This window comes from Reichenbachiella ulvae (assembly GCF_025833875.1).
Taxonomy (GTDB): Bacteria; Bacteroidota; Bacteroidia; order Cytophagales; family Cyclobacteriaceae; genus Reichenbachiella; species Reichenbachiella ulvae.
Map to the genome: position 1 here is coordinate 3,931,698 of NZ_JAOYOD010000001.1, position 21,260 is coordinate 3,952,957.

Here is a 21,260-nt window from a genome sequence, read left to right on the forward strand (position 1 = left end):
AGCACCTTCTCGCAAAAGTAAGGTGCTTTTTTTGATTTCTTATATAGAGATATTAGTTCGGTCTTCTTTCTAGAACAACCGTTTCGTTGATCCAACATCCCAGAGTCATAGACTGACCTTCAGTCAATCCAAGTTCGAAAATTTCTCCTATAGAAGGAAATTGTTCTTTGGCCTTTGCCATCAATTCAGAATTTCCTGCTTTCGCATACTGGTTGTAAGCTGCGATGAAAACCAATCTGTCATCTACCTTGCTCACACCCTCTCTACAATCATTGTAGCTCTGGAAATAAAGATTACCAATTAAAGTATATGCTTCCTTAGCAGATGGATCATTGGCCAATGCCATTCTCGCAGCGCTTCTAGCTGATGGCTTCATGCCTTTACTAGCATACATCTGAGCCTTGTTCATATAGATCTCTGCTTTCTTCAAATTATCATCTGACATATCGATCGCAGCATCATAGTATTTAGTTGCCTTATCCATATCTCCAGCAGCGGCGAATTTAATCCCCAATACTTTTGCCATACCGTAAGATGGATCAGTCGTGTAAACCAACTCACCTGCCTCGGCAAATGCTGGGCTATCAGTGCATTTTGCAGATAACATCAATTGGAAAACTTTCTTAGCCATTTTCACATCCTGTGTTTCTCTCATTTTAGGAACCAATTTTCCTTCGATGAACTCACAGTTGACATCTACCGTGGCAGTCAAAAGTTTATCAACATTCTCTTGATACTTTTCATATTTATCATTGCCTGACTTGGCTTGCTTCTCAGCGATGATATCTGAGACCATTCCATATATCTCAATCACCTCCTCATCAGTGATTGCTCCACCAGTCAATTTATATCTTCTCACTACATCCATGTAGCCAACCAAGTTGTTGTTAAGAACTTCAGTACCATTTAGTTCAAATACTTTTTTGAACAAATCCATCATTTCTTGATACTTGGCTTTGTTTCCTTTATAGTATTTGTAAGCACTAAAGGCCTTTCTATTCAATACATTGGCTTCATCACCAAAATACTTGATTCGGTCATCGTACATCTTCATGGCCATCTCTTGATACTCAAGCTGCTTGGCAGCATCTTTCTCTTCATCAGCCAATCCTTCATATATCTTGATACCATTAATATAAAGCGACTCGTTAAGGTCAGGGCAATTCTCTAGTAACCACTTGTGAGGCTCTACTGCTGTTGCATATTGCTCACTTTTAACAGCATCTACATAGAGTGCGTTTTTCTCTTTTGCTTTATCTACATCTTCTGGCCAGTTCCATCCTGGCTGAGCGATTGCTGCTGCATTCAAACCAACAACTAACCCTATCAATAGTAGCTTTTTCATTTTATCCAATTTATGTTTTGATAGTTAAGTGCTAAAAAAAGCGAAAAATTATGATGAACAATTCACTTTCTCAACTATTAGACTATTAATTATACTTTCTTCTGATAAACCAGCGGTCATTCAGCGTAACACCTAAGGTAAATTTGATGTAATTTTCTTTAACCAATCCATCGTCCTTAGTACCTCGCTGCCCGTATTTAAATGTCATATTCAAAGCCGAAACAGTCTTAACAGGTAATGACCATCCAAAATTGATGCCAATATCATCGATATTGGTATTTCCCGTCACATAAGGCAGCTGCTGATAACTCACACCCACACGGTATCTGACACGACTCAAATAACTGTCCACGTCATTATATTTAGGGATTATCTCTATTCCTAACCCTGCAGATAAAGTCCTTCTAAAACCCAATGCACTGTTATCCGAAAAGGCCGCATCATCTTGCCAGTCTGCAATAGTTACATCCAATCCAACAATCAAACGATTTTCGTATTCATACGAAATACCTAATCCTAATTCAGTTGGAAGCCCAAAACTGCTATCATAACTTCCATTCACTAAAGTATCACCCGGCAAATCTCGATCTCCTATGAAGGTAACTTGTCTCGTCAATCTTTCTCCTTTCAAATCTTGACCTAAATCGTAGGTTGCACCCACAGAAATATTTTTCTTCTCACCTATTTCAAATCGATAGGCTGCACCAAATCCCAAAGTGAATCCTTTATAATTTGTTTTTTGCATGATCCCAGAAGGAACCTGAGAGGTCACATCATCTCCTGTCAAGGTGATTCTATTTTCATCTTCTATAAAACCAAAAAGAAATGACCCTCTCACTCCAAAGGATAAGTTTTTATAGGCCCTAATTCCATTGGACCAGTATACTTCTGTAAGCCCTCCTTCTCCTGTACGTTCAACCAATGCTGTAACCTGATCATTGCCTTCCACCGATGCTTCAGAAAGAAAATTGTAGTTAACTGCACTATATGGGCGAACCCCAATGTTAGTGGTCATCCTATTATATATAATGGGAAATGCAAAGCTGAGATACTTGAATCCCCCAGAACCGTTGGTTTGAGAATCAATCGAGGTGGCGGATGTACGGCTTTCTCCCTGGATTCCGATTTCGAATGAAGTCAATCTGTTATAAGTCAATAGCGCAGGATTCATACTATTGATATGATAAAAACTAGGCGTACCAATTCCCACTCCGCCCATAGCTCCTTGATGGGACATAGCTCTGCTTTGAATATCTCCGATACCAAAAACAGAATAAGGGGAAAACGTGATTTGTGCCTGAGCCCAAAAGCTACTTATCATAAAGGCAGCTACTAGAGCTATGCTATTTTTTCTCTTCATTGTACTCCAAAATCCTAATCAAACCGACCAGCACCAATTCAGGGGATGCAAAGATGGATGCTTTTAATTTAGATTCAAAACGTTTTGTCCAACCCCCGCACAGAATCACCTGTATATCAGGGTATATTTGACTATAACGATCTATTATACCATCAATTTCCGCAGCTATACCATTAAATACCCCACTCATCATGGATTCTCGAGTAGAGCCACCTATCAACGGCACCTCCTCGTAATTTGTGATTAACGGCAGATTTCTGGTGTAATCGTTCATCGATTTGAATCTTAATTCTACTCCGGGAGAAATACCTCCCCCATGATAATGCGATTTACTATCCAAAAGGTCGTATGTGATACAAGTCCCGACATCAATAATTAAACAATCCCGCTCCTGAAACATTTGCTGAGCCCCCACTACAGCCGCCATTCGGTCCAGACCTAAGGTGTGAGGAGTACCATACTTATTGAGTACAGGTACAGGTGTCTTTGCATCCAAATACAAAACCCTATAATTAGACAAAAAGTCTTGCTGCTCTGAAGGTGAATAAGCCACACTAGAAGAAATAATGTGAAGCGGCATAAATTCATCAACCACTTTTTTCATTTCCACCAGGGACTCAACAGTTTCTAGGTCAAGCATCTGACCCGAATCAAACTTTCCAATTTTGATCTGTGTGTTGCCTATGTCTAATGCGATAGCCTTCATTTCTTTACTCCAGAAAGCCGTGAAGTTACGGTGAATTTTTCTGCTTATAATTCAAAAAATACAGAATGAATAACATTAAGTAGAAATTGGGTTTCTTATCTTTATATCCGACAAAAAGAACTCGTAAACTGCGAAAAGAAACAAATAATGTAATTATTGGATAGATGAGTTCGACTCATTTATATATAATTGCCCCACGATATTTATATCCTCATGCGGAAGTTTATTTTTCTAGTTATTTTTCTTAATCTGGCTCAGCTGACATACGCCAGTTCATCGGAAACCACCCCAACATCCCTAGAACGAGAAACAATTGAAATGTCAAGCACCGAAAGCGGTGAGGAGCATCATCATGCCCCTGCCTGGACGGTTATTCCTTTTGTACTTCTGCTGCTCATGATAGCAACAGGCCCGTTGTTCTATGAGCACTTTTGGCACAAAAACTATCCCATAGTGGCATGTGCCCTGGCGGCAATCGTAGTGTCCTACTATCTATTCGTACTTCACAATGTCCATAGCCCAGTCCATGCACTAGCAGAATATGCTCAGTTTATCGCATTGCTAAGTGGATTGTACATCGCCTCAGGTGGTATCATGATAGAGGTAGACAAGGAGGCCAAGCCACTAACCAACGTATTCATTCTACTTATTGGAGCTGTAGTAGCCAACATCATAGGAACTACAGGGGCTTCAATGTTGTTGATTCGACCATTCATCCGACTCAACAAAAACAGAATTAAACCTTATCACATCATATTTTTCATCTTTATGGTGAGCAATATTGGAGGTTCATTGACTCCTATTGGTGACCCTCCACTTTTCTTGGGGTTCTTGAAAGGAGTTCCGTTTTTCTGGACACTCCAATACAACCTAATCCCATGGATATTTGCCAGTTTGATACTAGCAGGGGTGTTTTTCCTTATGGATAGAAAAAATAAGTCTGATTACAGTTTTGGAGAAGACACGGAAACTCCCTCGGGCAAGCTCACCATTATTGGAACCAAGAATTTTGTTTGGTTAGCCGTAATTGTTGGCTCAGTATTTCTGGATCCTAATGTGATCGATTGGGTCCCTGCTATCAACTATGAAGGGCAAAAATTCTCATTCGTAAGAGAATTAATCATGCTTAGCTCGGGATTTCTATCCTACAAACTCGCGAATAAAGATGCTATCAATGGAAATGAATTCAATTTCGAACCTATTAGAGAGGTAGCATTTATCTTCATCGGTATTTTTGGAACCATGATGCCTGCACTGGAATTGGTAAGCAACTTTGCACAATCTGACGCTGGAGCAGCGATGATTACACCTAACACTTTATATTGGGGTACAGGCTTGCTATCAGGATTTTTGGACAATGCACCCACTTATATCAACTTTTTAACCGCCGCAATGGCATCTCAAGGCGCTTCTATTACCAATTTGGCAGATGTAATCGCCTTTTCTCAGGGAAGCTCGGAGTTCGTTAATTCTATTTTATCCTTAAAGGCCATTTCTGTAGCGGCTGTATTCTTTGGTTCCATGACCTATATTGGAAACGGCCCAAATTTTATGGTGAAATCAATAGCAGAACAAGTAGGTATTAAGATGCCCTCTTTCTTTGGATACATCATTAGATTTTCGATTCCTATTCTGCTGCCTCTTTTCGTGGTAGTTTGGTTGATCTTCTTCTACTGGGGCATTATTTAGTATTCTACAGATAGGAAGATTCCCATTCCGAACATTGGGAACTTTCTCCATTCTGCATCTTCCTGCAATCTTCCAATAATTGGACCATGTGAGAAGCTTCCAGCAAAGACTATTTGGCCATCTTCGTCCAGGTTTTCGACACATTCGATCGAAAGATAAAAATCATTAGTCATTACGATTCCATACTCAGTCAGATCAAGTGTAAATACCTCGTGGGCCTTGAGCTCTGAAGAGTTGAACAAAATCAATGGTACCTGATGCTTAGTGTTGGGTAGACCTTTTTTGATATCATAAAAATTGAGCCTGAACAACAAGGAATCGTTGTTGACGTAGGTCGGTTTGATGTGTAGTTGATTGATAAAGGTCAGGTCCTCTCGAACCCGAAAGATAGTTCCAATCTGATCGCCCGGACCGACCGATGAAAATCCGACCTGAATCATTTTACCTGCATTCTTGCTCCCCAATACTTTTTTCTTGAGAGGTCGATCAGAAAACACAAACTCTGGCAATTGCGTGGTGGATTGGACCAGAACCAGTTCATTAGCTTCCTTCATTTCCTTCAAGAATTGACTGAGTGGCCTTCTATACGGCTCGAAACCTACACAGGAAATCGATAAAGTATCAGCCAAATTTTCATCCGTATAACTCAATGAAAAATGACCATTTTGATTAGAAACGGTCCTAAGATTGGTATGCAGCAGGTTGATATTAACGTAGGGTATGCTTTCATTTCCGTTGGTTACTTTGGCGGAAATTTGACTCTGAGCATAGAGAGAACCCGAGATTAGAAGAAAAAAAGCACACAAAAAATTCGGCATAGATAGTAAGATTAAGTTTCAAACTATCAATGCCGAATAGGTAATAAAGGTTGTTTACGAATTATAGCGCGAGCATCTTGACTGCAGTTATGGCAGCCTCATCGCCCTTGTTTCCATGTTTTCCTCCAGCTCTGTCCATGGCCTGCTTCTGTGTATTTGGAGTTAGCACACCAAAAATTACCGGCTTGTCATACTTGAGAGATACATCTGTGATTCCCTTTGCCACTGCATCGCAGATGAAATCAAAATGCCTCGTTTCTCCCTGGATCACACAACCCAGGCAGATCACTGCATCTACATCTGTTCTTTGGGCCAACTTTTGGGCGCCTAAACTCAACTCAAAACTTCCCGGTACATCTACCTTTACAATGTTTTCCTGTTTCGCACCATGACTCAACAGAGTTTGCAATGCGCCATTATACAAAGAATCTGTTACCTCTTCGTTCCATTCCGAAACAACTATAGCGAATACCTTGTCTGAGATATCTACCAGGTTTTTATTACTGTAATCACTTAGGTTTTTCTGTGAACTTGCCATGATCTTTAATTTTTCAATAAAAAAGGGATGAACCTAAATCCATCCCTCCACTTCTTTAATATTTTTATTCAACCTTAGTTGATTTCACCACTCAAACGAGTCACATGCTTCAAGGCATCTTGATAAACCGTGCTTTCCTTGTAATCATCTACAATCGTCTCGTAGTTGGCAAGGGCAGCAGCTGTATCACCACTGGTCTCATTAGCAATAGCAGCTTTCACAAGGTAGCCTGGAGTAAACTGGTCGTTGGCATTATAGCCTGCAGCCTTTTCGTAATAGCTGGCAGCCTGACCATATTCGCCCAATTCCATGTAAGCATCTCCAGTCAAAGCATAAGCTCTACCCTGAATCAGATAATCAGAAGCACTGAATGCTTTCAAATATTTCAACGCATTGTCGAAATCTCCCAACTTCAAATAAGTAGCACCTGCATAGTAATTGGCCATGTTAGCCGCGTCGGTCATACCGTAGCTATTGATGATCTCAAGAAAGCCATAGTTATTGCCATCTCCATTCAAAGCCAAACCTAAACTGTCTGCCTCAAAATAATAAACAGCCTGAAACAAGTCTCTTTGCGCATCTTTGTTTTGGCTCTCTATATAATATCTACCAAATAGAAACCCTAAAACAATTACAGCCAATACCGCTCCTACTACGGACACCATTGTTTTGTTCTTTTCAATGAACTGCTCCGTTCTGGATATTTGCTCCGCTAGTGCTTCCGGACTTTCTAGTAAGTCATTTCCGTGCTCCTCTGCGTCTTTTCTCTTTTTTGTCATACTTCTTCAAATTCAAGGCCGCAAATCTAATAAGAATTTGATTTACAGCCAGCTATAATCTGTCGGGTCGATTAGTCTTCTAAGAATGGATAAGATGGATCCGCATATACATCTGTGTAAGCATGCTCTGCAGGTGGGAATGGAGACTCCTCAGCAAACTTCACTGATTCGTTTACGATCTCCTTTATCTTATTACCTATTGCTTCCAGATCTTTTTCAGTCGCCAATTTCTTATCTAAAATTTCAGCTTTGATTTGCTCGATTGGATCACGTTGTTTGTATTGCTCTACTTCCTCTTTGGTTCTGTACTTAGCAGGATCAGACATAGAGTGTCCTTTGTATCTGTAAGTTCTGAACTCCAATAAAGTTGGGCCTTCTCCCGCTCTTGCTCTCTTAGCAGCACGAGCTACAGCATGGTGTACGTCTATTACAGACATACCATCTATAGATTCTGAAGGCATTTGGTATGAGCTACCTAGATCATCAAGACCTGTTACGTTGGATGTTCTGGCTACCGAAGTACCCATGGCATATCCGTTGTTCTCGATACAGAAGATCACTGGCAACTTCATCGTCATGGCCATGTTCAAAGCCTCGTGAAATGCACCTTGTCTTACTGCACCATCTCCCATGTAGGTCATACATAGTTTTCCAGTATTGTTATACTGCTCAGCAAATGCAATCCCTGCTCCTAGTGGCACCTGGCCTCCTACGATACCATGTCCTCCAAAGAATCCATTCTCCTTGTCAAACATGTGCATGGAACCTCCTTTACCTTTTGAGATACCTGTCTCTTTACCGTACAGCTCAGCCATGATTGCTTTAGGATCAGATCCCAAAGCCATTGGGTGCGCGTGATCTCGGTATGCTGTGATGTATTTATCTCCTTTTTCCAAAGCAGATACTGCACCAGCTACACAAGCCTCTTGTCCTATATACAAATGGCAAAACCCTTTGATTTTTTGCTGGCCATATAATTGCCCTGCTTTTTCTTCAAACTTTCTCATCAACAACATGGACTCATACCATTCCATGTATGTCTCTTTTGGAAAATCACTCTTCGATTTTGCTCTGGAATTCTTCTTATCTTTTACACTTGCCATTTCTAATAAGGTTTAAAGCGTAAATACGCAATGTTTTCAAGGTTTGGCTTAAACGCTGGTTCAGCGAAGTGCGAAATTAGTTATTTTCGCAACTCCAGCAAATATATATGTTTCTTCAGTCACTCAAACTCCACAATTTTAAGAATTACACAGCAGAAGAGGCCAACTTTTGCGAACACATCAACTGTTTCGTAGGGTTAAATGGTAGTGGAAAGACAAATATTCTGGATGCGATCTATTATCTCTCCCTGACTAAATCTGCTTTCAACTCTATCGACAGTCAAAATATCCGGCACGGTCAGCCATATTTTCTAGTAGAGGGAAACATGGATATCGACGGAAAATCCAAGCACATACACTGCAGTCTGAAGAAGCAAGAAAAGAAGGTATTTAAGGTCAATGGATCTGAATACGAAAAACTAAGCCAGCATATAGGGAAATTTCCTGTGGTAATGATCGCCCCCAACGATGATGAGTTAATTCGAGAAAGCAACGAAATCAGAAGAAAATTCTTCGATAGCATCGTATCCCAATATGATGCGGAATACCTCAATCGACTGATTCAATACAATCATCACCTCAAACAACGAAATGCACTTCTCAAGCAATTCAAAGAAACCAGAAGATTTGACGCTACACTTTTGAGCAACTACGATCAACATTTGATTTCGATTGGTACATGGATCGCTCAAAAAAGAAAAAGCCTGATCGAAGATTATCTACCCTATTTCGAAAAATATTATCGCATCATTTCGGAAGAGAAGGAAATGGTCACAATTCGATATAAGAGTAAAGCTTTAGAGCCGGATTTTGAATCGATATTTAAAAACAGTCTGGAAAAAGACCGAATCATGCTTCGTACGCATGTAGGTGTGCACAGGGACGAATACCAGTTGATTATCAACGATCAACCCCTAAAAAAATTCGGCTCTCAAGGACAACAAAAATCTACTTTGATCGCTCTAAAGTTCGCTCAATTCGAATTTGTGAAGAAGCACCTATCTATTACTCCGATTCTTTTATTGGATGATATATTTGACAAACTGGATGACCTCAGGATTGAAAAGCTGCTGCAAATCATCGCTTCGGACAACTTCAAACAAATCTTCATCACCGATGCCCGGGCAGAACGAACCGAAAGCCTACTCACCGATCAGTTCGAACCTAAAAAAATCTTTTTAGTTACCGAAGGCAGCATTACACCTAAATCATAAAAAATGCCTGACCGGGTTTCGATCAGGCATACAACCGCCAGATTGTGCTTCAATGCTATGGTTAGGTTGGTCAGGTTAAAATAGGTACTAAATAAGTTCTAGTATTTATTACCACAGTGTATTACCAAGCTCTATCGTAGAACCTGTTTTAATCAATACCATCATGACAAAATATAAGATGGCTATAATGATCAATTTGCTTTTTTTGTAGGTGATTGTTGTTTTCATAACTCGAGTTGGTTTTAATACTTTACAAAAGTCCCAACTGTGGCACTAAGAAACAATACCCCAAAAGCGGTATATTTCTCATCTCCGTTCGGCAACTACCCGAACTTCTTCTTTAGGCCTAAGAGTTAGCAATGGGTTAAATTCAACTTTTTCAGGCGTAATAGGGCTAAAACGGAAAATTTTGACGAATTGAGTCAAAAGAATCATAATCTCGAACATGGCAAAATTGTTTCCAATGCAGAATCTAGGACCCGCTCCAAATGGTAAGTACTGAAATTTGTGTTTGAGTTCTCCTTCTTCGAATCTTTCAGGACGAAAGGTTTCTGGGTCAGACCAATAATCCGAGTTATGGTGGAGCTGATAAATATTAATCATCAATTGCTTACCCACCTCGATCCGCACGCCCCCAACTTCATCGGGTTGTTTCGCCTGCCTCACGATGTTCCATATTGGGGGATAAAAACGCATGGATTCCATCACCACACGGTGCAGATATTGCAGATTAGAAAAATTCATCATGTCCATGGCCTCCAATTGATCCATGTCTTTCACCTCTTGGTACAACTTATCCTGCACCTCAGGATAGTGAGCCAACAAATGTAAGGTCCATGTCATCGCGAGAGCCGAGGTTTCATGACCAGCCACCAAAAATGTCAAAAGCTCATCTCTGATCTGACCAAATTCATCTTTTGGATCCAAATGATCCATCAACACCGAAAGAATATCATTGACATCCTCTTCGGCAATTGCCTTTCTGCTATCAACACATTTTTGAATCAGCTCATTGCTTTCTTTCATCATTCGATGATAGCGCTGATGAGTAGGTGTAGGCAGCCAAAGGGGCCATTTTAAAGGAGATCGAATGCGATCTACAATAAATTCCTGAGCAAACTCAATATTTCGGCTCATGGCACTTTTCAACTCCTCATCCTGATATTTGATCAAAGAATTGAGCAAAACAGTCAATGTCAGGCCATTCATCTCGGTATCCAAACGGATTTCATCTTGTTGGTAAGATTCGATGTAACTCCTCGTCGTCTCCCAAACGGTCGGCAATAGTTTTTTCAACTCTGGCTTATGAAATGAAGGCTGCAGCAACTTTCGCTGTTTGTGCCAAAAATCACCTTCTGCAGTCAATAGACCTTGACCCAACACTCTGGCGACCTCTTTGTATCCACGGCTCTTTTTATAATTCTGATGATTAGTCGCTAGTATAAATTGTGCCTGTTCGGGATCCGAAATCAATACAAAATCTCCCATAGGCAAATTCAAGTCCACTGGAGATCCCCATTTGGCAGCTTCTTTCATGTAAAGGAGAGGATTGGACTGAAACTTTTTTAAGTTTTTGATGCTTCTGTTCTGAGGAAACGCTTTCGGTAGATCAATCATAAAAACGAAAATAGATCAAATTAGCCACAAATAGCCCCTCAAAGCGATACAGGATGTTTTCTGAGTTAAGCACTTAATATTTCCTGCAATAAGTTCACTTCATTCATCACATATAGTTGCAGATTATTCAGTATTTATATTTATTTGTACGTAGTTATACGTAAATTTAATAATGATGAAAAATGAACCTTGTAAAACCTGTCAAAACCTGGACTGTATAATCAAGCGAAATAGCTATGGTGAAGGCGCAGAAGAATTCTTAGTGCAAAAACACACCATTCAGTGCAAAAAAGGACAGCAGTTTATTTTGGAAGGCGCACCTGTACACGGTCTTTACTTTGTCTACAATGGGAAAGTAAAGGTAGCCAAGACTGGTTTCCAAGGTCGAGAGCAAATCGTACGTTTCGCAAAAGATGGTGAAATCATTGGCCATAGGGGTTTTGGGGTAGGTCAATCCTATCAGATTAACGCTGTGGCACTTGAAGATACTGTACTCTGCAATTTCACCAACGAAGTGTTACAGGATATGCTGCACAAAATGCCAAACCTTACTTATGACTTCATGATGTTCTATGCAGAAGAACTCAACCGAAGTGAAACGAAGGTTCGAAAATTTGCTCAAATGACAGTAAGAGAAAAAGTCATTGATGCATTCCTATACATATATAGAAAATTCGGTCAGAGCAATGACTATTTAAACATTCAATTGTCGAGAAAGGAAATTGCTGATTTTGCAGGAACTACTGATGAGCAAGTGATCCGTGTAATTTCCAGTTTAAAGAAGGAAAATTTACTTCGCGCAAGTGGTAAACGACTGGGAATCGTAGACTTAGACCTGCTTAAAAAGGAAATATCTGAACACAACTTCTTCCTGGATAGCTAGTCTTTATGTTTTATTACATGTTTTAACCTGTTATTACACATATTAAGTCTAGTAATTACGCATTTATTTTGTGCGTATTACTACGTACTTATTTATGTCTAATACACATCTTTTCAAATCCAACCAAATTCTTGGTCTCAACACCATTGCCTTTACCTTCAGCTTTGCAGCATGGATGCTCAATGGGGTGCTGGTTACTTTTTTGGTGGACAATCAGGTTTTCGCCTGGTCATCAGTTCAAGTAGGCTGGCTTTTAGGAATTCCCGTACTTACAGGATCAATCTTCAGACTGCCTGCAGGCTTACTCACCGACAAATTTGGTGGAAAACCTGTTTTCACTTCACTATTAATTATTTGTGCTATCCCCATGTTTCTCCTATCACAGGTCACGGGTTTTTGGGGATATGCCTTCTGCAGTTTAGGCTTTGGACTTGCAGGTACTAGTTTTGCAGTCGGTATTGCTTACAGTTCTTTATGGTTCCCAAAAGAAAAGCAAGGGCTTGCATTAGGAATATTTGGCGCAGGAAATGCCGGGGCTGCCATCACCTCAATGATCGGGCCCAGCCTCCTGCTCCACCTTACCAACAATCGACTTGAACTAGAAGCTTGGAGATTGATGCCCATGATGTACGCCGGATTTTTGGTGATAATGGCAATCATATTTTTTCTTCTTGCCGAAAACAAAAAGCCCCAATCAAGCTCAAAAACCCTAAAAGGTCAACTAAGTCCATTAAAAAACACACGAGTCTGGAGATTCGGTCTCTATTATTTTTTAGTATTCGGATGTTTTGTTGCATTCGCAGGGTGGTTGGTACCATACTATACCAATGTATATGGATTAGATCTAGCCACAGCAGGGCTCCTGGCAGCTTGCTTTAGTTTACCCTCTGGCGTGATCCGTGCATTTGGCGGATGGCTATCTGATCGATTTGGTGCCCGAACTGTCATGTATTGGGTTTTGGGTAGTTCGCTTATTATTTCCTTTGCCCTACTATTGCCTAAGATGGACATTTACTCTGCTGGTAAAGGCATAGTTGCCAAACAGACAGGAATAGTTTCAAAAGTATCAGAACAATCGATTCAAATTGGTGACCAAACCTACCCATTCGCTAACAGATCGAATGAATTGAGCCAAGTGGATGAAGAATTTCATTTTTGGCCAGTAAAGGAAACCTGGCAACAACCTATCGTAGAGGTCGGAGACGAAGTTTCTAAAAAAGAACTACTGGCAGAGGGTAAAACACACATCTATTTTCAAGCCAACATATGGATTTTCGCCTCCTTAGCTATTCTGCTAGGATCTATTTGGGGAATTGGCAAAGCCGCAGTATATAAGCATATACCGGATTATTTTCCAGAAGAAGTAGGAGTAGTAGGAGGCATGGTTGGTGTTTTGGGTGGACTTGGCGGATTTATATGCCCCATACTATTCGGATACCTTTTAGAAATGACAGGTTTGTGGTCGAGCTGTTGGTTGGTGATGATCCTACTTTCTGCTACTTGTCTAATCTGGATGCATCGTGTCATCCAAAATATGGCGGACAAAAAAGCTCCAGAACTTTCTCAAAAATTCGACAATCTAGCCGCTTAATAAAATTACCCCCTTCAAATTAAGGCCACCCGAAAACGTCGGGTGGCCCATTACTGGCCAGCAAACTCCTCGTACCTTCCCAACAAAGAATTAATCAATTCGATTACTTCATTGGCTTGTTCATGAAGTGCAGACTGCAAGCCAATTTTCAGATCATTGATCATAGAGGCCCTACGCTTGTCAATCAAATCTAAAATGTGACTGCATTCGTCATCATTAATACCCGACGACTTTATGAAATCCAGGCCTTCTTCGAATGCCGAAATGGCTGCTTTCATTTGCTCCTCGTCATTCATCAATTTACCATTGACTAGCTTCATCAAAAGCATCCTCTGCCGACCTGTATAATTGATCAATCTAGACATCTCTCCGACCTCCTTCATGAGCTGATCCAGTTCGGCCAATTTGTCCATCGATCGGGAGCTCATTTCTTGAATCTCCCTCGCCAAAACCTGGAAGGGTGCACCCTCTCTCGGGCTCAGCCTTCCAGCGTGAATCGAAGCATTGATTGCAACCATATTCGTCTGTTTCGAAAAGTCGCTCATGCTACTGATCACTGTGTTCAATTTGCTCTTAATAGTCATTTTTTATCTACGTAGTGGTACTTATTTTTACGTAATTCTAACGAAAAAAATTTATTTGGGTGAAAATTCCCGATTTCGCACTCCGAATACTTCAACCAGCCAAAAAAGCTTGAATAATGGCTTTTTTCGTTTTTCGCTGCTTTTTGACATTCTGTTTTATGGTTATAAAAGTTTTTTTCATATGCGTAATCACATTTCCCGTGGAAAAACCTCAGCCTATGTTTGCTCAAGTAACTACTTAGAAAAGCAAAAACACTACGTAGTTTTATTCAAAAAGAGAAAATTTTAAACAAAACGCTATCATCACTATGAAAACTCTTTATCTACTTTTAACAGCTCTTTGCATAGCCTCCTTTACGGCACATGCACAGCTTTCAATCACTGGGGAAGTCAACGCTCGAGCTGAGTTTAGAAATGGATTTAAAAGACCAATTTTAGACAGTCAAGATCCCGCCTTTTTTATCGAGCAGAGATCGAGACTTTACATGAACTACAAGGCCGAAAAATTTGAAGTTCAATTCAACTTACAAGATGTAAGAATGTGGGGCGGAGACGGCCAGGTTTACAAAGGCTCCTCGGCAATGACTGCTATCCACAATGCCTGGGGTAGATACTACTTCACCGATGCAGTTTCTATCAAAGCAGGTCGCCAAACCATCTCTTATGACAACCAAAGATTTTTTGGTGGATTGGAATGGGCGATGCAGGGACGTCAGCACGACGCTTTACTTTTCATGTACGAAAAGGATGGCTTGAAACTTCACGTAGGTGGGGCATTCAACCAAAATCCAGCCGATGGAGCTGAGCCAGTAAGACTTGTGAGTACTAACTACAGTTCTCCTGGTGTTAATCCATATCACGCTACGGGTAACTACAAGCACATGGAGTACTTGTGGTTGAACAAAAAATTTGAATCTGGACTGACTGGATCATTTTACCTGGTAAATGAAGGCAGACAAGACATGGTTGCAGGAGTACCCCAAGACACAGTTAACAACAGACAGACTTACGGTTTGATGGTTGGAGCACCTGTTGGAGACCAATTGACCTTGAATGGAGAATTTTTCTACCAAGGTGGAAAAGTAGCAGCAAAAAGAGACCTAAGCGCATTGATGTTCTCTGTCTCTGCCACTTTGAAAACAGACATTACGCCAATCACCTTAGGAATTGACTACTTATCAGGAGATGATACTTCAACGACCGATAAATCAGAAGCTTTTGCTCCTGCATTTGGTACTAACCACGCATTTTATGGATTCATGGATTACTTCTATGTAGGAAATGGCAACAGAGGAGGTCTGCAGGATATTTTTCTAAAAACTAAATTCAAAGTAGCTGGAGGAGCCTTATTAGGTCATCTACACTACTTCATGTCTGCATCAGATGTAACAGCACTTGATGGTACGGGTACTGCCGACAAAGGGTTGGGTACCGAAATTGACCTTGTTTATGTCAAGAAGCTAGCTGATGGAGTTACCTGGAAACTGGGATATTCTCACATGTTCGAAACAGAATCCATGCTTGCATCTAAAACTGGTGTGAGTGGAATGACTTACACTACAAGTTCAGAAATCGGAACGAACAACTGGATCTGGACTCAACTCATATTCAAACCTAAATTTTTGTAATCAATCAAATCATTTAAGATATGAAGAAGATATTTAACAACTTATTTGTCCGCTTTTGTGCATTTGCTACGCTGATGTTCTTACTCAGCCAGTGCGGAAGCAAAAAGTCTGAAGAAAGTAGCACGGAGGTTCTCTCCGATGCTACCTCTCAAACCGTTCAATTAGAAATTGAAAAGCCACAGTTGACTTTTGGTTTTATCAAACTGACTGATATGGCCCCACTGGCCATCGCTAAAGAGCTTGGCTATTTCGAAGATGAGGGACTTTTCGTAACTATCGAAGCACAGTCTAACTGGAAAAACGTGTTGGATAGAGTAATAGATGGTCAGCTAGACGGCTCTCACATGTTGGCAGGTCAGCCAATCGCGGCAGGAGCTGGATTCGGTCGTCAGGCCAAACTAGTTACTCCATTCTCTATGGACCTGAACGGTAATGGTATCACGGTTTCAAACGAAGTTTGGAGCAAAATGGAGCCAAACGTACCAAAGGACGAGAACGGAAAACCAATACATCCAATCAAGGCGGATGCTTTGGCGCCAGTAATCGACGAGTACAAAAAAGACGGAAATGCATTCAAAATGGGTATGGTATTCCCGGTTTCTACTCACAACTACGAGATCAGATACTGGTTAGCAGCTGCAGGTGTCAACCCAGGTTTCTACACTGCTGAGAACATTCAGGGACAGGTAGATGCTGATGTATTACTATCTGTAACACCTCCACCACAAATGCCAGCTACACTAGAAGCAGGTACGATCTACGGATACTGTGTAGGTGAGCCTTGGAATCAGCAAGCTGTTTTCAAAGGAATCGGTGTGCCAGTGACCACTAACTACGACATCTGGAAAAACAACCCAGAGAAAGTATTTGTAATGACTAAGGATTTTGTAGAAAAGTATCCAAATACGGCTGTTGCTGTGACAAAAGCACTGATCAGAGCTGGTAAATGGCTGGATACGCCAGGCAACAGACCTGAAGCGGTAGGTATTCTTTCTATGCCAGAATATGTAGGTGCAGACTCTGTCGTGATCGCCAACTCAATGACTGGAACCTTCGAATTCGAAAAAGGGGACAAGCGCTCAATGCCAGATTTCAACGTGTTCTTTAGATATCACGCGACTTATCCATACTACTCTGACGGAACCTGGTTCCTGACTCAAATGAGAAGATGGGGACAAATTCCAGAGTCTAAGCCAGCAGAATGGTACTCAGAAACGATCAAGGAAATCTACAGACCTGATGTCTGGGAAAAAGCGGCTCAGCTACTATTGGAAGAAGGCTATTTGACAGAAGAGGAGATTCCAAAAACAGATGGGTACAAGCCAGCTACTGCTGACTTCATCGATGGTATCACTTACGACGGAAAAGATCCAATCGGTTATATCAACAGCTTTGAGATTGGAAACAAGGACTAAACATCCACTTCATTATTAGTTATCTAGATTGAAAAATGTCATTTCGGGCTTGGAACCCGAGGTAGCGTGCAGTAATGCCAAGGGACTCTCAGTTTCGAAATGACATCTTTCCCAAATAATACGAACACTTAATACACGTACTTAAATACTTAATACAATGAAAGATAAGATCATCAAAACCATACGATTCATCGGTCTCGGGTTTCTCGAGCCATTGATTCGACTATTTTATGCGGAGGAGCGTCAGAAAAACGCCACAGCTTTTGTCAAAAGAGCCTTATTCCCATTGTTCTCAATTGGACTATTCTTGATCATTTGGCACAGCGGTGCAACCTACCTCTACAATCAGGAAGCCAGTAGAAAAATTGAAAAAGCCCGTACCGACCAGGGCGAAGCAGCAGCTTTAGAAATGGAAGCTTGTATAGAAGCAGGCAATGTATCCTGCCAACCAAACACCTTACCTTCTCCAAAGCAGGTATGGGGCGCCTACCTTTCTTTGCTAGACGATCACAGAAACATCGCAAAGAAAAAGGATGAGTTCGAAGAAAAAACAGCAAAAATCAATGCTAAAAGAGCGGAAAACGGTGAAGACCCTATTACCTATACAGGTCGTCCTTCTTTCGTAGATCAAATCAAAACCAGTATCAAAACAGTATTTGCAGGTTTCCTTTTGTCTGCATTGATCGCTATTCCTATTGGTATCATCATCGGGCTTAGCTCCACGCTAAGAACCTCCTTCAACTGGTTGATTCAAATCTTTAAGCCCGTATCACCAGTAGTTTGGTTGCTTTTGGTATTTATGATCATCAAAACGTTGATCACTGATCCGAATTTGGACAAATCTTTCATGATCTCCTTTATATCCGTAGGTCTATGTGCCATGTGGGCGACTTTGGTCAACACCAGCATGGGCGTATCTACAGTGGACAAAGATTTCATGAATGTATCTAAAGTATTGAGACTATCTGTTGGTAAAAATATTTTTAAAGTTATCCTACCAGCATCCTTTCCTTTGATTTTCACAGGATTGAGAATTACGCTTTCGGTAGCTTGGATGGTACTGATTGCCATCGAACTATTGGCTCAGAGTCCAGGTCTGGGATCATTTGTCTGGGAGGAATTCCAAAATGGTGCAAATGACTCGAATGCCAAGATTATTGTAGCCATGTTCGTGATTGGAATCATCGGTTTTGCACTCGACAGAATCATGCTTACGATTCAAAAGTTCGTGTCATTTGACAAATCAGAAGTAGCCTAAGTAGTTGAATATTAACTACTAGAATTATTTCAATCACAATTAACTACAACAAAAAATGGCATTTTTAGAACTGAACAATGTAAGCAAGTCATATGGCACTGGCAAGGAAAAAGTTCCAGTGCTCAAAGACATCAACCTTCATGTAGAAGAAGGGGAATTTGTAGCCATCGTGGGTTTTACGGGTAGTGGCAAGACCACATTGATCAATCTGATCAATGGTCTGCACTTCCCCGATGGTGGAGAGGTATTGCTCAACGGTAAACCGATCAAAGGTCCAGGACCAGATAGAGGAGTTGTTTTTCAAAACTATTCCCTCCTTCCCTGGCTCAGCGTAAGAGACAATGTGAAGCTGGCGATAGATGAAGTATATCCGAAAGCTTCTAAACAAGAGAAAAAAGAACGCATAGAAAGGTATGTGGAGATGGTTCACCTTTCGCATGCAATTGACAAAAAACCGGCAGAACTATCCGGGGGTATGAGACAAAGGGTGTCTGTAGCCAGAGCATTGGCCATGAATCCGGAAATGCTACTGATGGATGAGCCTTTGTCTGCATTGGATGCCTTGACAAGAGGAACCCTGCAGGAAGAAATCGTGAACATCTGGAGCCAGGATCAAAAAACATGTTTGCTTATTACCAATGATGTGGACGAGGGTATTGTAATGGCGGATAGAATTATTCCTTTGACTCCAGGGCCTAATGCTACATTGGGACCAGAATTCAAGGTGAACTTTGATCGTCCTCGAGTAATTACCGAGATCAACAAAGACCCTGAATACAAGAAACTGCGGAATGAAGTGATCGAATACCTAATTGCCGTAGGTGCTACTAGAAAGCAAGAAACACACGAGGATTTAGTCTTGCCAGACCTAGAGCCTATCATGCCAGGCAGATTACAATGGGGCAAGAAAAAGCCGAAAGAGAAGGTAAAATACTTTTAACAGAGACACGTACACATGGAAGTTTTAGAAAAAGAAATAATACAAAAAAAGGCCAATAGCCAGGGTATTGATAAGCGTCCGGACATGCTAGTCTGTGATAACATTACCAAAATATATCCAACTCCAAAAGGAGATTATACGGTACTATCAGACCTCCAACTGACAGTAAAAAAAGGGGAATTTATCTCCATCATCGGGCATTCGGGTTGTGGGAAGTCCACTTTGCTTTCGATGATTGCAGGCTTGAACGATATCAGCGGAGGAGATGTACTAGTAGACAAGGATCCAATACGTGGGGCTGGGCCAGACAGAGCGGTAGTTTTTCAATCGCCTAGCTTGTTTCCATGGCTTACAGCACTCCAAAATGTAATGATTGGAGTAAAACAAGTATTCCCTCACGCAACTAAAAAACAAAAAGTCGATATTTGCACCTATTATCTAGACAAAGTAGGATTGGGAAATGACCTTCACAAGAAGGCTATAGAACTGTCTCAGGGAATGCAGCAGCGTGTAGGAATCGCCCGCGCGTTTGCATTGAAACCTAAAGTTTTGTTACTTGACGAGCCTTTCGGTATGCTCGATTCCCTGACTCGTGGTGAACTGCAAGACGTCCTGTTGGAAGTTTGGCAAAAAGAGCAAATCACCGCTCTGATGGTAACTCACGATGTAGACGAATCCATATTTTTGGCGGACCGCGTAATCATGATGACAAGCGGACCTTTTGCCAAAATTGGCGATGAGCTCAGAATCCCATTCGAACGGCCTAGAGATCGTGTACATGTCCTGGAACACGAGGACTACTACGATTATAGAAGCTATTTGATGAACTTTTTAAACCATTGATTATGAAAAAATTGTCTGTGCAGTATCTGATTTTCCTTGGCATTCTCACAGTCGCCATTGTTACAAGTCAGATACTGATTCAGAAAGCTATCTCCGACAGTAAAACAGATTCTAGAATCATCAACATCTCGGGGAGACAGAGGATGCTTAGCCAGAAAATAACCAAAGCAGCCCTCAAACTTCAAAGCTGTGAGACTCGACAAGAGTTTTATGAGACTAAATTAGAATTGACCAATGCCGCAGATCTATGGTCCAGATCACATGAGGCACTGAAGCATGGAAATGAAAGTCTAGATGTAACTGAAATGAATCAATCAGCTACATTAAACAAACTATTTACCCAAATAGAACCTTTTTACAGCTCAATAATTGGAGCCGTAGAAAATGTAAAAAAACTTGGATACTCAGCGAGCCAGTCGGGCGAGCAAGAGGAAACACTGGCTGAAAGCGTAAAAATTATTTCCGGTAATGAAGCCAGCTTTCTAAAACTGATGAACGACATCACTTTTGAGTATGATCACTTAGCCGCTCAAAAAGTAGAGGAGCTATCAAGCTCAGAATTCTATCTATTGGCAGTTGCACTTTTACTAATAGTGCTGGAAGCATTCTTCATCTTCCGACCGATGATCAAAAACTCGAAAAAGAAAGACTCCGAGATTTCAGAATTGCACGACTATGTGCAGAAGTCGATTTCTTTCATAGGCAAAAGCCAGGAAGGTGAAAACCAGATAAAGGAAGCCGAAGAAAAAATAAAAATGCTAACAGAGGAAAACGTACAGTTAAGCATGATTGTGAAAAGCCTCGAAAACAGCAAAATAGTAGCTACTGGTGATCAAATCATAAAAGATTCTCAGATCGAACAGTTGAATAAGAAATATGAAAAAAAGATCAAAGGACTGGAAAGAGAACTAGCCAAAATCAAAACAGCCCTATAAGAAACCATTATTGG

General features: G+C 40.9%; 19 protein-coding genes. 10 read left to right on the forward strand and 9 right to left on the reverse strand.

The features are described from left to right. Window positions 1-52: 52 nt before the first annotated feature. The 3 genes from N7U62_RS15875 to N7U62_RS15885 form a co-directional block, all read right to left on the reverse strand. On the reverse strand, window positions 53-1,345 hold the full coding sequence (locus tag N7U62_RS15875) for a tetratricopeptide repeat protein (protein ID WP_264138991.1): 1,293 nt from the start codon (window positions 1,343-1,345) through the stop codon (window positions 53-55). Window positions 1,346-1,430: 85 nt separating this feature from the next. Beyond that, entirely contained in the window at window positions 1,431-2,705 is a 1,275-nt protein-coding gene (bamG, locus tag N7U62_RS15880; protein WP_264138992.1) for a BamG family beta-barrel-assembly machinery protein, read from the reverse strand. Beyond that, entirely contained in the window at window positions 2,689-3,411 is a 723-nt protein-coding gene (locus N7U62_RS15885) for a type III pantothenate kinase (RefSeq protein ID WP_264138993.1), read from the reverse strand. Before N7U62_RS15885 ends, bamG begins: the two co-directional genes overlap by 17 nt. Before the next feature lie 213 nt (window positions 3,412-3,624). On the opposite strand from N7U62_RS15885, the gene N7U62_RS15890 reads away from it, so the two are divergent. Then, window positions 3,625-5,100, forward strand: a complete 1,476-nt coding sequence (locus N7U62_RS15890) for a sodium:proton antiporter (protein WP_264138994.1) — start codon at window positions 3,625-3,627, stop codon at window positions 5,098-5,100. On the opposite strand, the gene N7U62_RS15895 is transcribed toward N7U62_RS15890, so the two are convergent. The 4 genes from N7U62_RS15895 to pdhA all read right to left on the reverse strand — a co-directional run bounded on the left by N7U62_RS15895 (window position 5,097) and on the right by pdhA (window position 8,338). Continuing rightward, on the reverse strand, window positions 5,097-5,918 hold the full coding sequence (locus tag N7U62_RS15895) for a carboxypeptidase-like regulatory domain-containing protein (RefSeq protein ID WP_264138995.1): 822 nt from the start codon (window positions 5,916-5,918) through the stop codon (window positions 5,097-5,099). The two genes, N7U62_RS15890 and N7U62_RS15895, sit on opposite strands and share 4 nt — an antisense overlap. 61 nt (window positions 5,919-5,979) lie before the next feature. Beyond that, window positions 5,980-6,456, reverse strand: a complete 477-nt coding sequence (gene ribH / locus N7U62_RS15900) for a 6,7-dimethyl-8-ribityllumazine synthase (protein WP_264138996.1) — start codon at window positions 6,454-6,456, stop codon at window positions 5,980-5,982. A 74-nt stretch (window positions 6,457-6,530) separates the two neighbouring features. Further along, the gene (locus N7U62_RS15905) at window positions 6,531-7,235 is read right to left on the reverse strand and encodes a tetratricopeptide repeat protein (protein WP_264138997.1); all 705 of its coding nucleotides are present in this window, start codon (window positions 7,233-7,235) and stop codon (window positions 6,531-6,533) included. Window positions 7,236-7,306: 71 nt separating this feature from the next. Further along, window positions 7,307-8,338 carry a pyruvate dehydrogenase (acetyl-transferring) E1 component subunit alpha gene (gene pdhA, locus N7U62_RS15910; protein ID WP_264138998.1) on the reverse strand — a complete coding sequence of 344 codons (1,032 nt, stop codon included), beginning with the start codon at window positions 8,336-8,338 and terminating at the stop codon, window positions 7,307-7,309. 107 nt (window positions 8,339-8,445) lie between these two features. On the opposite strand from pdhA, the gene recF reads away from it, so the two are divergent. Continuing rightward, window positions 8,446-9,552, forward strand: coding sequence for a DNA replication/repair protein RecF (gene recF / locus N7U62_RS15915; protein ID WP_264138999.1), 1,107 nt, complete (start codon window positions 8,446-8,448; stop codon window positions 9,550-9,552). Between the two features lie 306 nt (window positions 9,553-9,858). Here recF and N7U62_RS15920 read toward each other — a convergent pair whose 3' ends face one another. After that, the gene (locus N7U62_RS15920) at window positions 9,859-11,169 is read right to left on the reverse strand and encodes a cytochrome P450 (protein WP_264139001.1); all 1,311 of its coding nucleotides are present in this window, start codon (window positions 11,167-11,169) and stop codon (window positions 9,859-9,861) included. A 172-nt stretch (window positions 11,170-11,341) separates the two neighbouring features. Here N7U62_RS15920 and N7U62_RS15925 point away from each other — a divergent pair, with 172 nt between their 5' ends. Further along, window positions 11,342-12,052, forward strand: coding sequence for a Crp/Fnr family transcriptional regulator (locus N7U62_RS15925; protein WP_264139002.1), 711 nt, complete (start codon window positions 11,342-11,344; stop codon window positions 12,050-12,052). Between the two features lie 94 nt (window positions 12,053-12,146). After that, window positions 12,147-13,643: an MFS transporter gene (locus N7U62_RS15930; RefSeq protein WP_264139003.1), complete on the forward strand. Its 1,497-nt coding sequence runs from the start codon at window positions 12,147-12,149 to the stop codon at window positions 13,641-13,643. 50 nt (window positions 13,644-13,693) lie between these two features. Here N7U62_RS15930 and N7U62_RS15935 read toward each other — a convergent pair whose 3' ends face one another. Beyond that, window positions 13,694-14,227 carry a methyl-accepting chemotaxis protein gene (locus N7U62_RS15935; RefSeq protein ID WP_264139004.1) on the reverse strand — a complete coding sequence of 178 codons (534 nt, stop codon included), beginning with the start codon at window positions 14,225-14,227 and terminating at the stop codon, window positions 13,694-13,696. Window positions 14,228-14,535: 308 nt separating this feature from the next. On the opposite strand from N7U62_RS15935, the gene N7U62_RS15940 reads away from it, so the two are divergent. The 6 genes from N7U62_RS15940 to N7U62_RS15965 all read left to right on the forward strand — a co-directional run bounded on the left by N7U62_RS15940 (window position 14,536) and on the right by N7U62_RS15965 (window position 21,246). Further along, window positions 14,536-15,855: an alginate export family protein gene (locus tag N7U62_RS15940; protein WP_264139005.1), complete on the forward strand. Its 1,320-nt coding sequence runs from the start codon at window positions 14,536-14,538 to the stop codon at window positions 15,853-15,855. A gap of 20 nt (window positions 15,856-15,875) precedes the next feature. Next, on the forward strand, window positions 15,876-17,270 hold the full coding sequence (locus N7U62_RS15945) for a CmpA/NrtA family ABC transporter substrate-binding protein (protein WP_264139007.1): 1,395 nt from the start codon (window positions 15,876-15,878) through the stop codon (window positions 17,268-17,270). Between the two features lie 157 nt (window positions 17,271-17,427). Further along, window positions 17,428-18,528 (forward strand): ABC transporter permease, encoded by a 1,101-nt coding sequence (locus N7U62_RS15950; RefSeq protein WP_264139008.1) that lies wholly within the window; start codon window positions 17,428-17,430, stop codon window positions 18,526-18,528. Between the two features lie 55 nt (window positions 18,529-18,583). After that, window positions 18,584-19,468 (forward strand): ABC transporter ATP-binding protein, encoded by an 885-nt coding sequence (locus N7U62_RS15955; RefSeq protein WP_264139009.1) that lies wholly within the window; start codon window positions 18,584-18,586, stop codon window positions 19,466-19,468. Between the two features lie 15 nt (window positions 19,469-19,483). Further along, window positions 19,484-20,311, forward strand: coding sequence for an ABC transporter ATP-binding protein (locus N7U62_RS15960; RefSeq protein WP_264139010.1), 828 nt, complete (start codon window positions 19,484-19,486; stop codon window positions 20,309-20,311). A 2-nt stretch (window positions 20,312-20,313) separates the two neighbouring features. After that, window positions 20,314-21,246 (forward strand): type IV pili methyl-accepting chemotaxis transducer N-terminal domain-containing protein, encoded by a 933-nt coding sequence (locus tag N7U62_RS15965; RefSeq protein ID WP_264139011.1) that lies wholly within the window; start codon window positions 20,314-20,316, stop codon window positions 21,244-21,246. Window positions 21,247-21,260 lie beyond the last annotated feature (14 nt).

Excerpts from the sequence above, each read along its gene's own strand:
- N7U62_RS15875 (WP_264138991.1), bottom strand. The coding sequence starts at position 1,345 with ATGAAAAAGCTACTATTGATAGGGTTAGTTGTTGGTTTGAATGCAGCA.
- bamG (WP_264138992.1), bottom strand. The coding sequence starts at position 2,705 with ATGAAGAGAAAAAATAGCATAGCTCTAGTAGCTGCCTTTATGATAAGT.
- N7U62_RS15885 (WP_264138993.1), bottom strand. The coding sequence starts at position 3,411 with ATGAAGGCTATCGCATTAGACATAGGCAACACACAGATCAAAATTGGA.
- N7U62_RS15890 (WP_264138994.1), top strand. The coding sequence starts at position 3,625 with ATGCGGAAGTTTATTTTTCTAGTTATTTTTCTTAATCTGGCTCAGCTG.
- N7U62_RS15895 (WP_264138995.1), bottom strand. The coding sequence starts at position 5,918 with ATGCCGAATTTTTTGTGTGCTTTTTTTCTTCTAATCTCGGGTTCTCTC.
- ribH (WP_264138996.1), bottom strand. The coding sequence starts at position 6,456 with ATGGCAAGTTCACAGAAAAACCTAAGTGATTACAGTAATAAAAACCTG.
- N7U62_RS15905 (WP_264138997.1), bottom strand. The coding sequence starts at position 7,235 with ATGACAAAAAAGAGAAAAGACGCAGAGGAGCACGGAAATGACTTACTA.
- pdhA (WP_264138998.1), bottom strand. The coding sequence starts at position 8,338 with ATGGCAAGTGTAAAAGATAAGAAGAATTCCAGAGCAAAATCGAAGAGT.
- recF (WP_264138999.1), top strand. The coding sequence starts at position 8,446 with ATGTTTCTTCAGTCACTCAAACTCCACAATTTTAAGAATTACACAGCA.
- N7U62_RS15920 (WP_264139001.1), bottom strand. The coding sequence starts at position 11,169 with ATGATTGATCTACCGAAAGCGTTTCCTCAGAACAGAAGCATCAAAAAC.
- N7U62_RS15925 (WP_264139002.1), top strand. The coding sequence starts at position 11,342 with ATGATGAAAAATGAACCTTGTAAAACCTGTCAAAACCTGGACTGTATA.
- N7U62_RS15930 (WP_264139003.1), top strand. The coding sequence starts at position 12,147 with ATGTCTAATACACATCTTTTCAAATCCAACCAAATTCTTGGTCTCAAC.
- N7U62_RS15935 (WP_264139004.1), bottom strand. The coding sequence starts at position 14,227 with ATGACTATTAAGAGCAAATTGAACACAGTGATCAGTAGCATGAGCGAC.
- N7U62_RS15940 (WP_264139005.1), top strand. The coding sequence starts at position 14,536 with ATGAAAACTCTTTATCTACTTTTAACAGCTCTTTGCATAGCCTCCTTT.
- N7U62_RS15945 (WP_264139007.1), top strand. The coding sequence starts at position 15,876 with ATGAAGAAGATATTTAACAACTTATTTGTCCGCTTTTGTGCATTTGCT.
- N7U62_RS15950 (WP_264139008.1), top strand. The coding sequence starts at position 17,428 with ATGAAAGATAAGATCATCAAAACCATACGATTCATCGGTCTCGGGTTT.
- N7U62_RS15955 (WP_264139009.1), top strand. The coding sequence starts at position 18,584 with ATGGCATTTTTAGAACTGAACAATGTAAGCAAGTCATATGGCACTGGC.
- N7U62_RS15960 (WP_264139010.1), top strand. The coding sequence starts at position 19,484 with ATGGAAGTTTTAGAAAAAGAAATAATACAAAAAAAGGCCAATAGCCAG.
- N7U62_RS15965 (WP_264139011.1), top strand. The coding sequence starts at position 20,314 with ATGAAAAAATTGTCTGTGCAGTATCTGATTTTCCTTGGCATTCTCACA.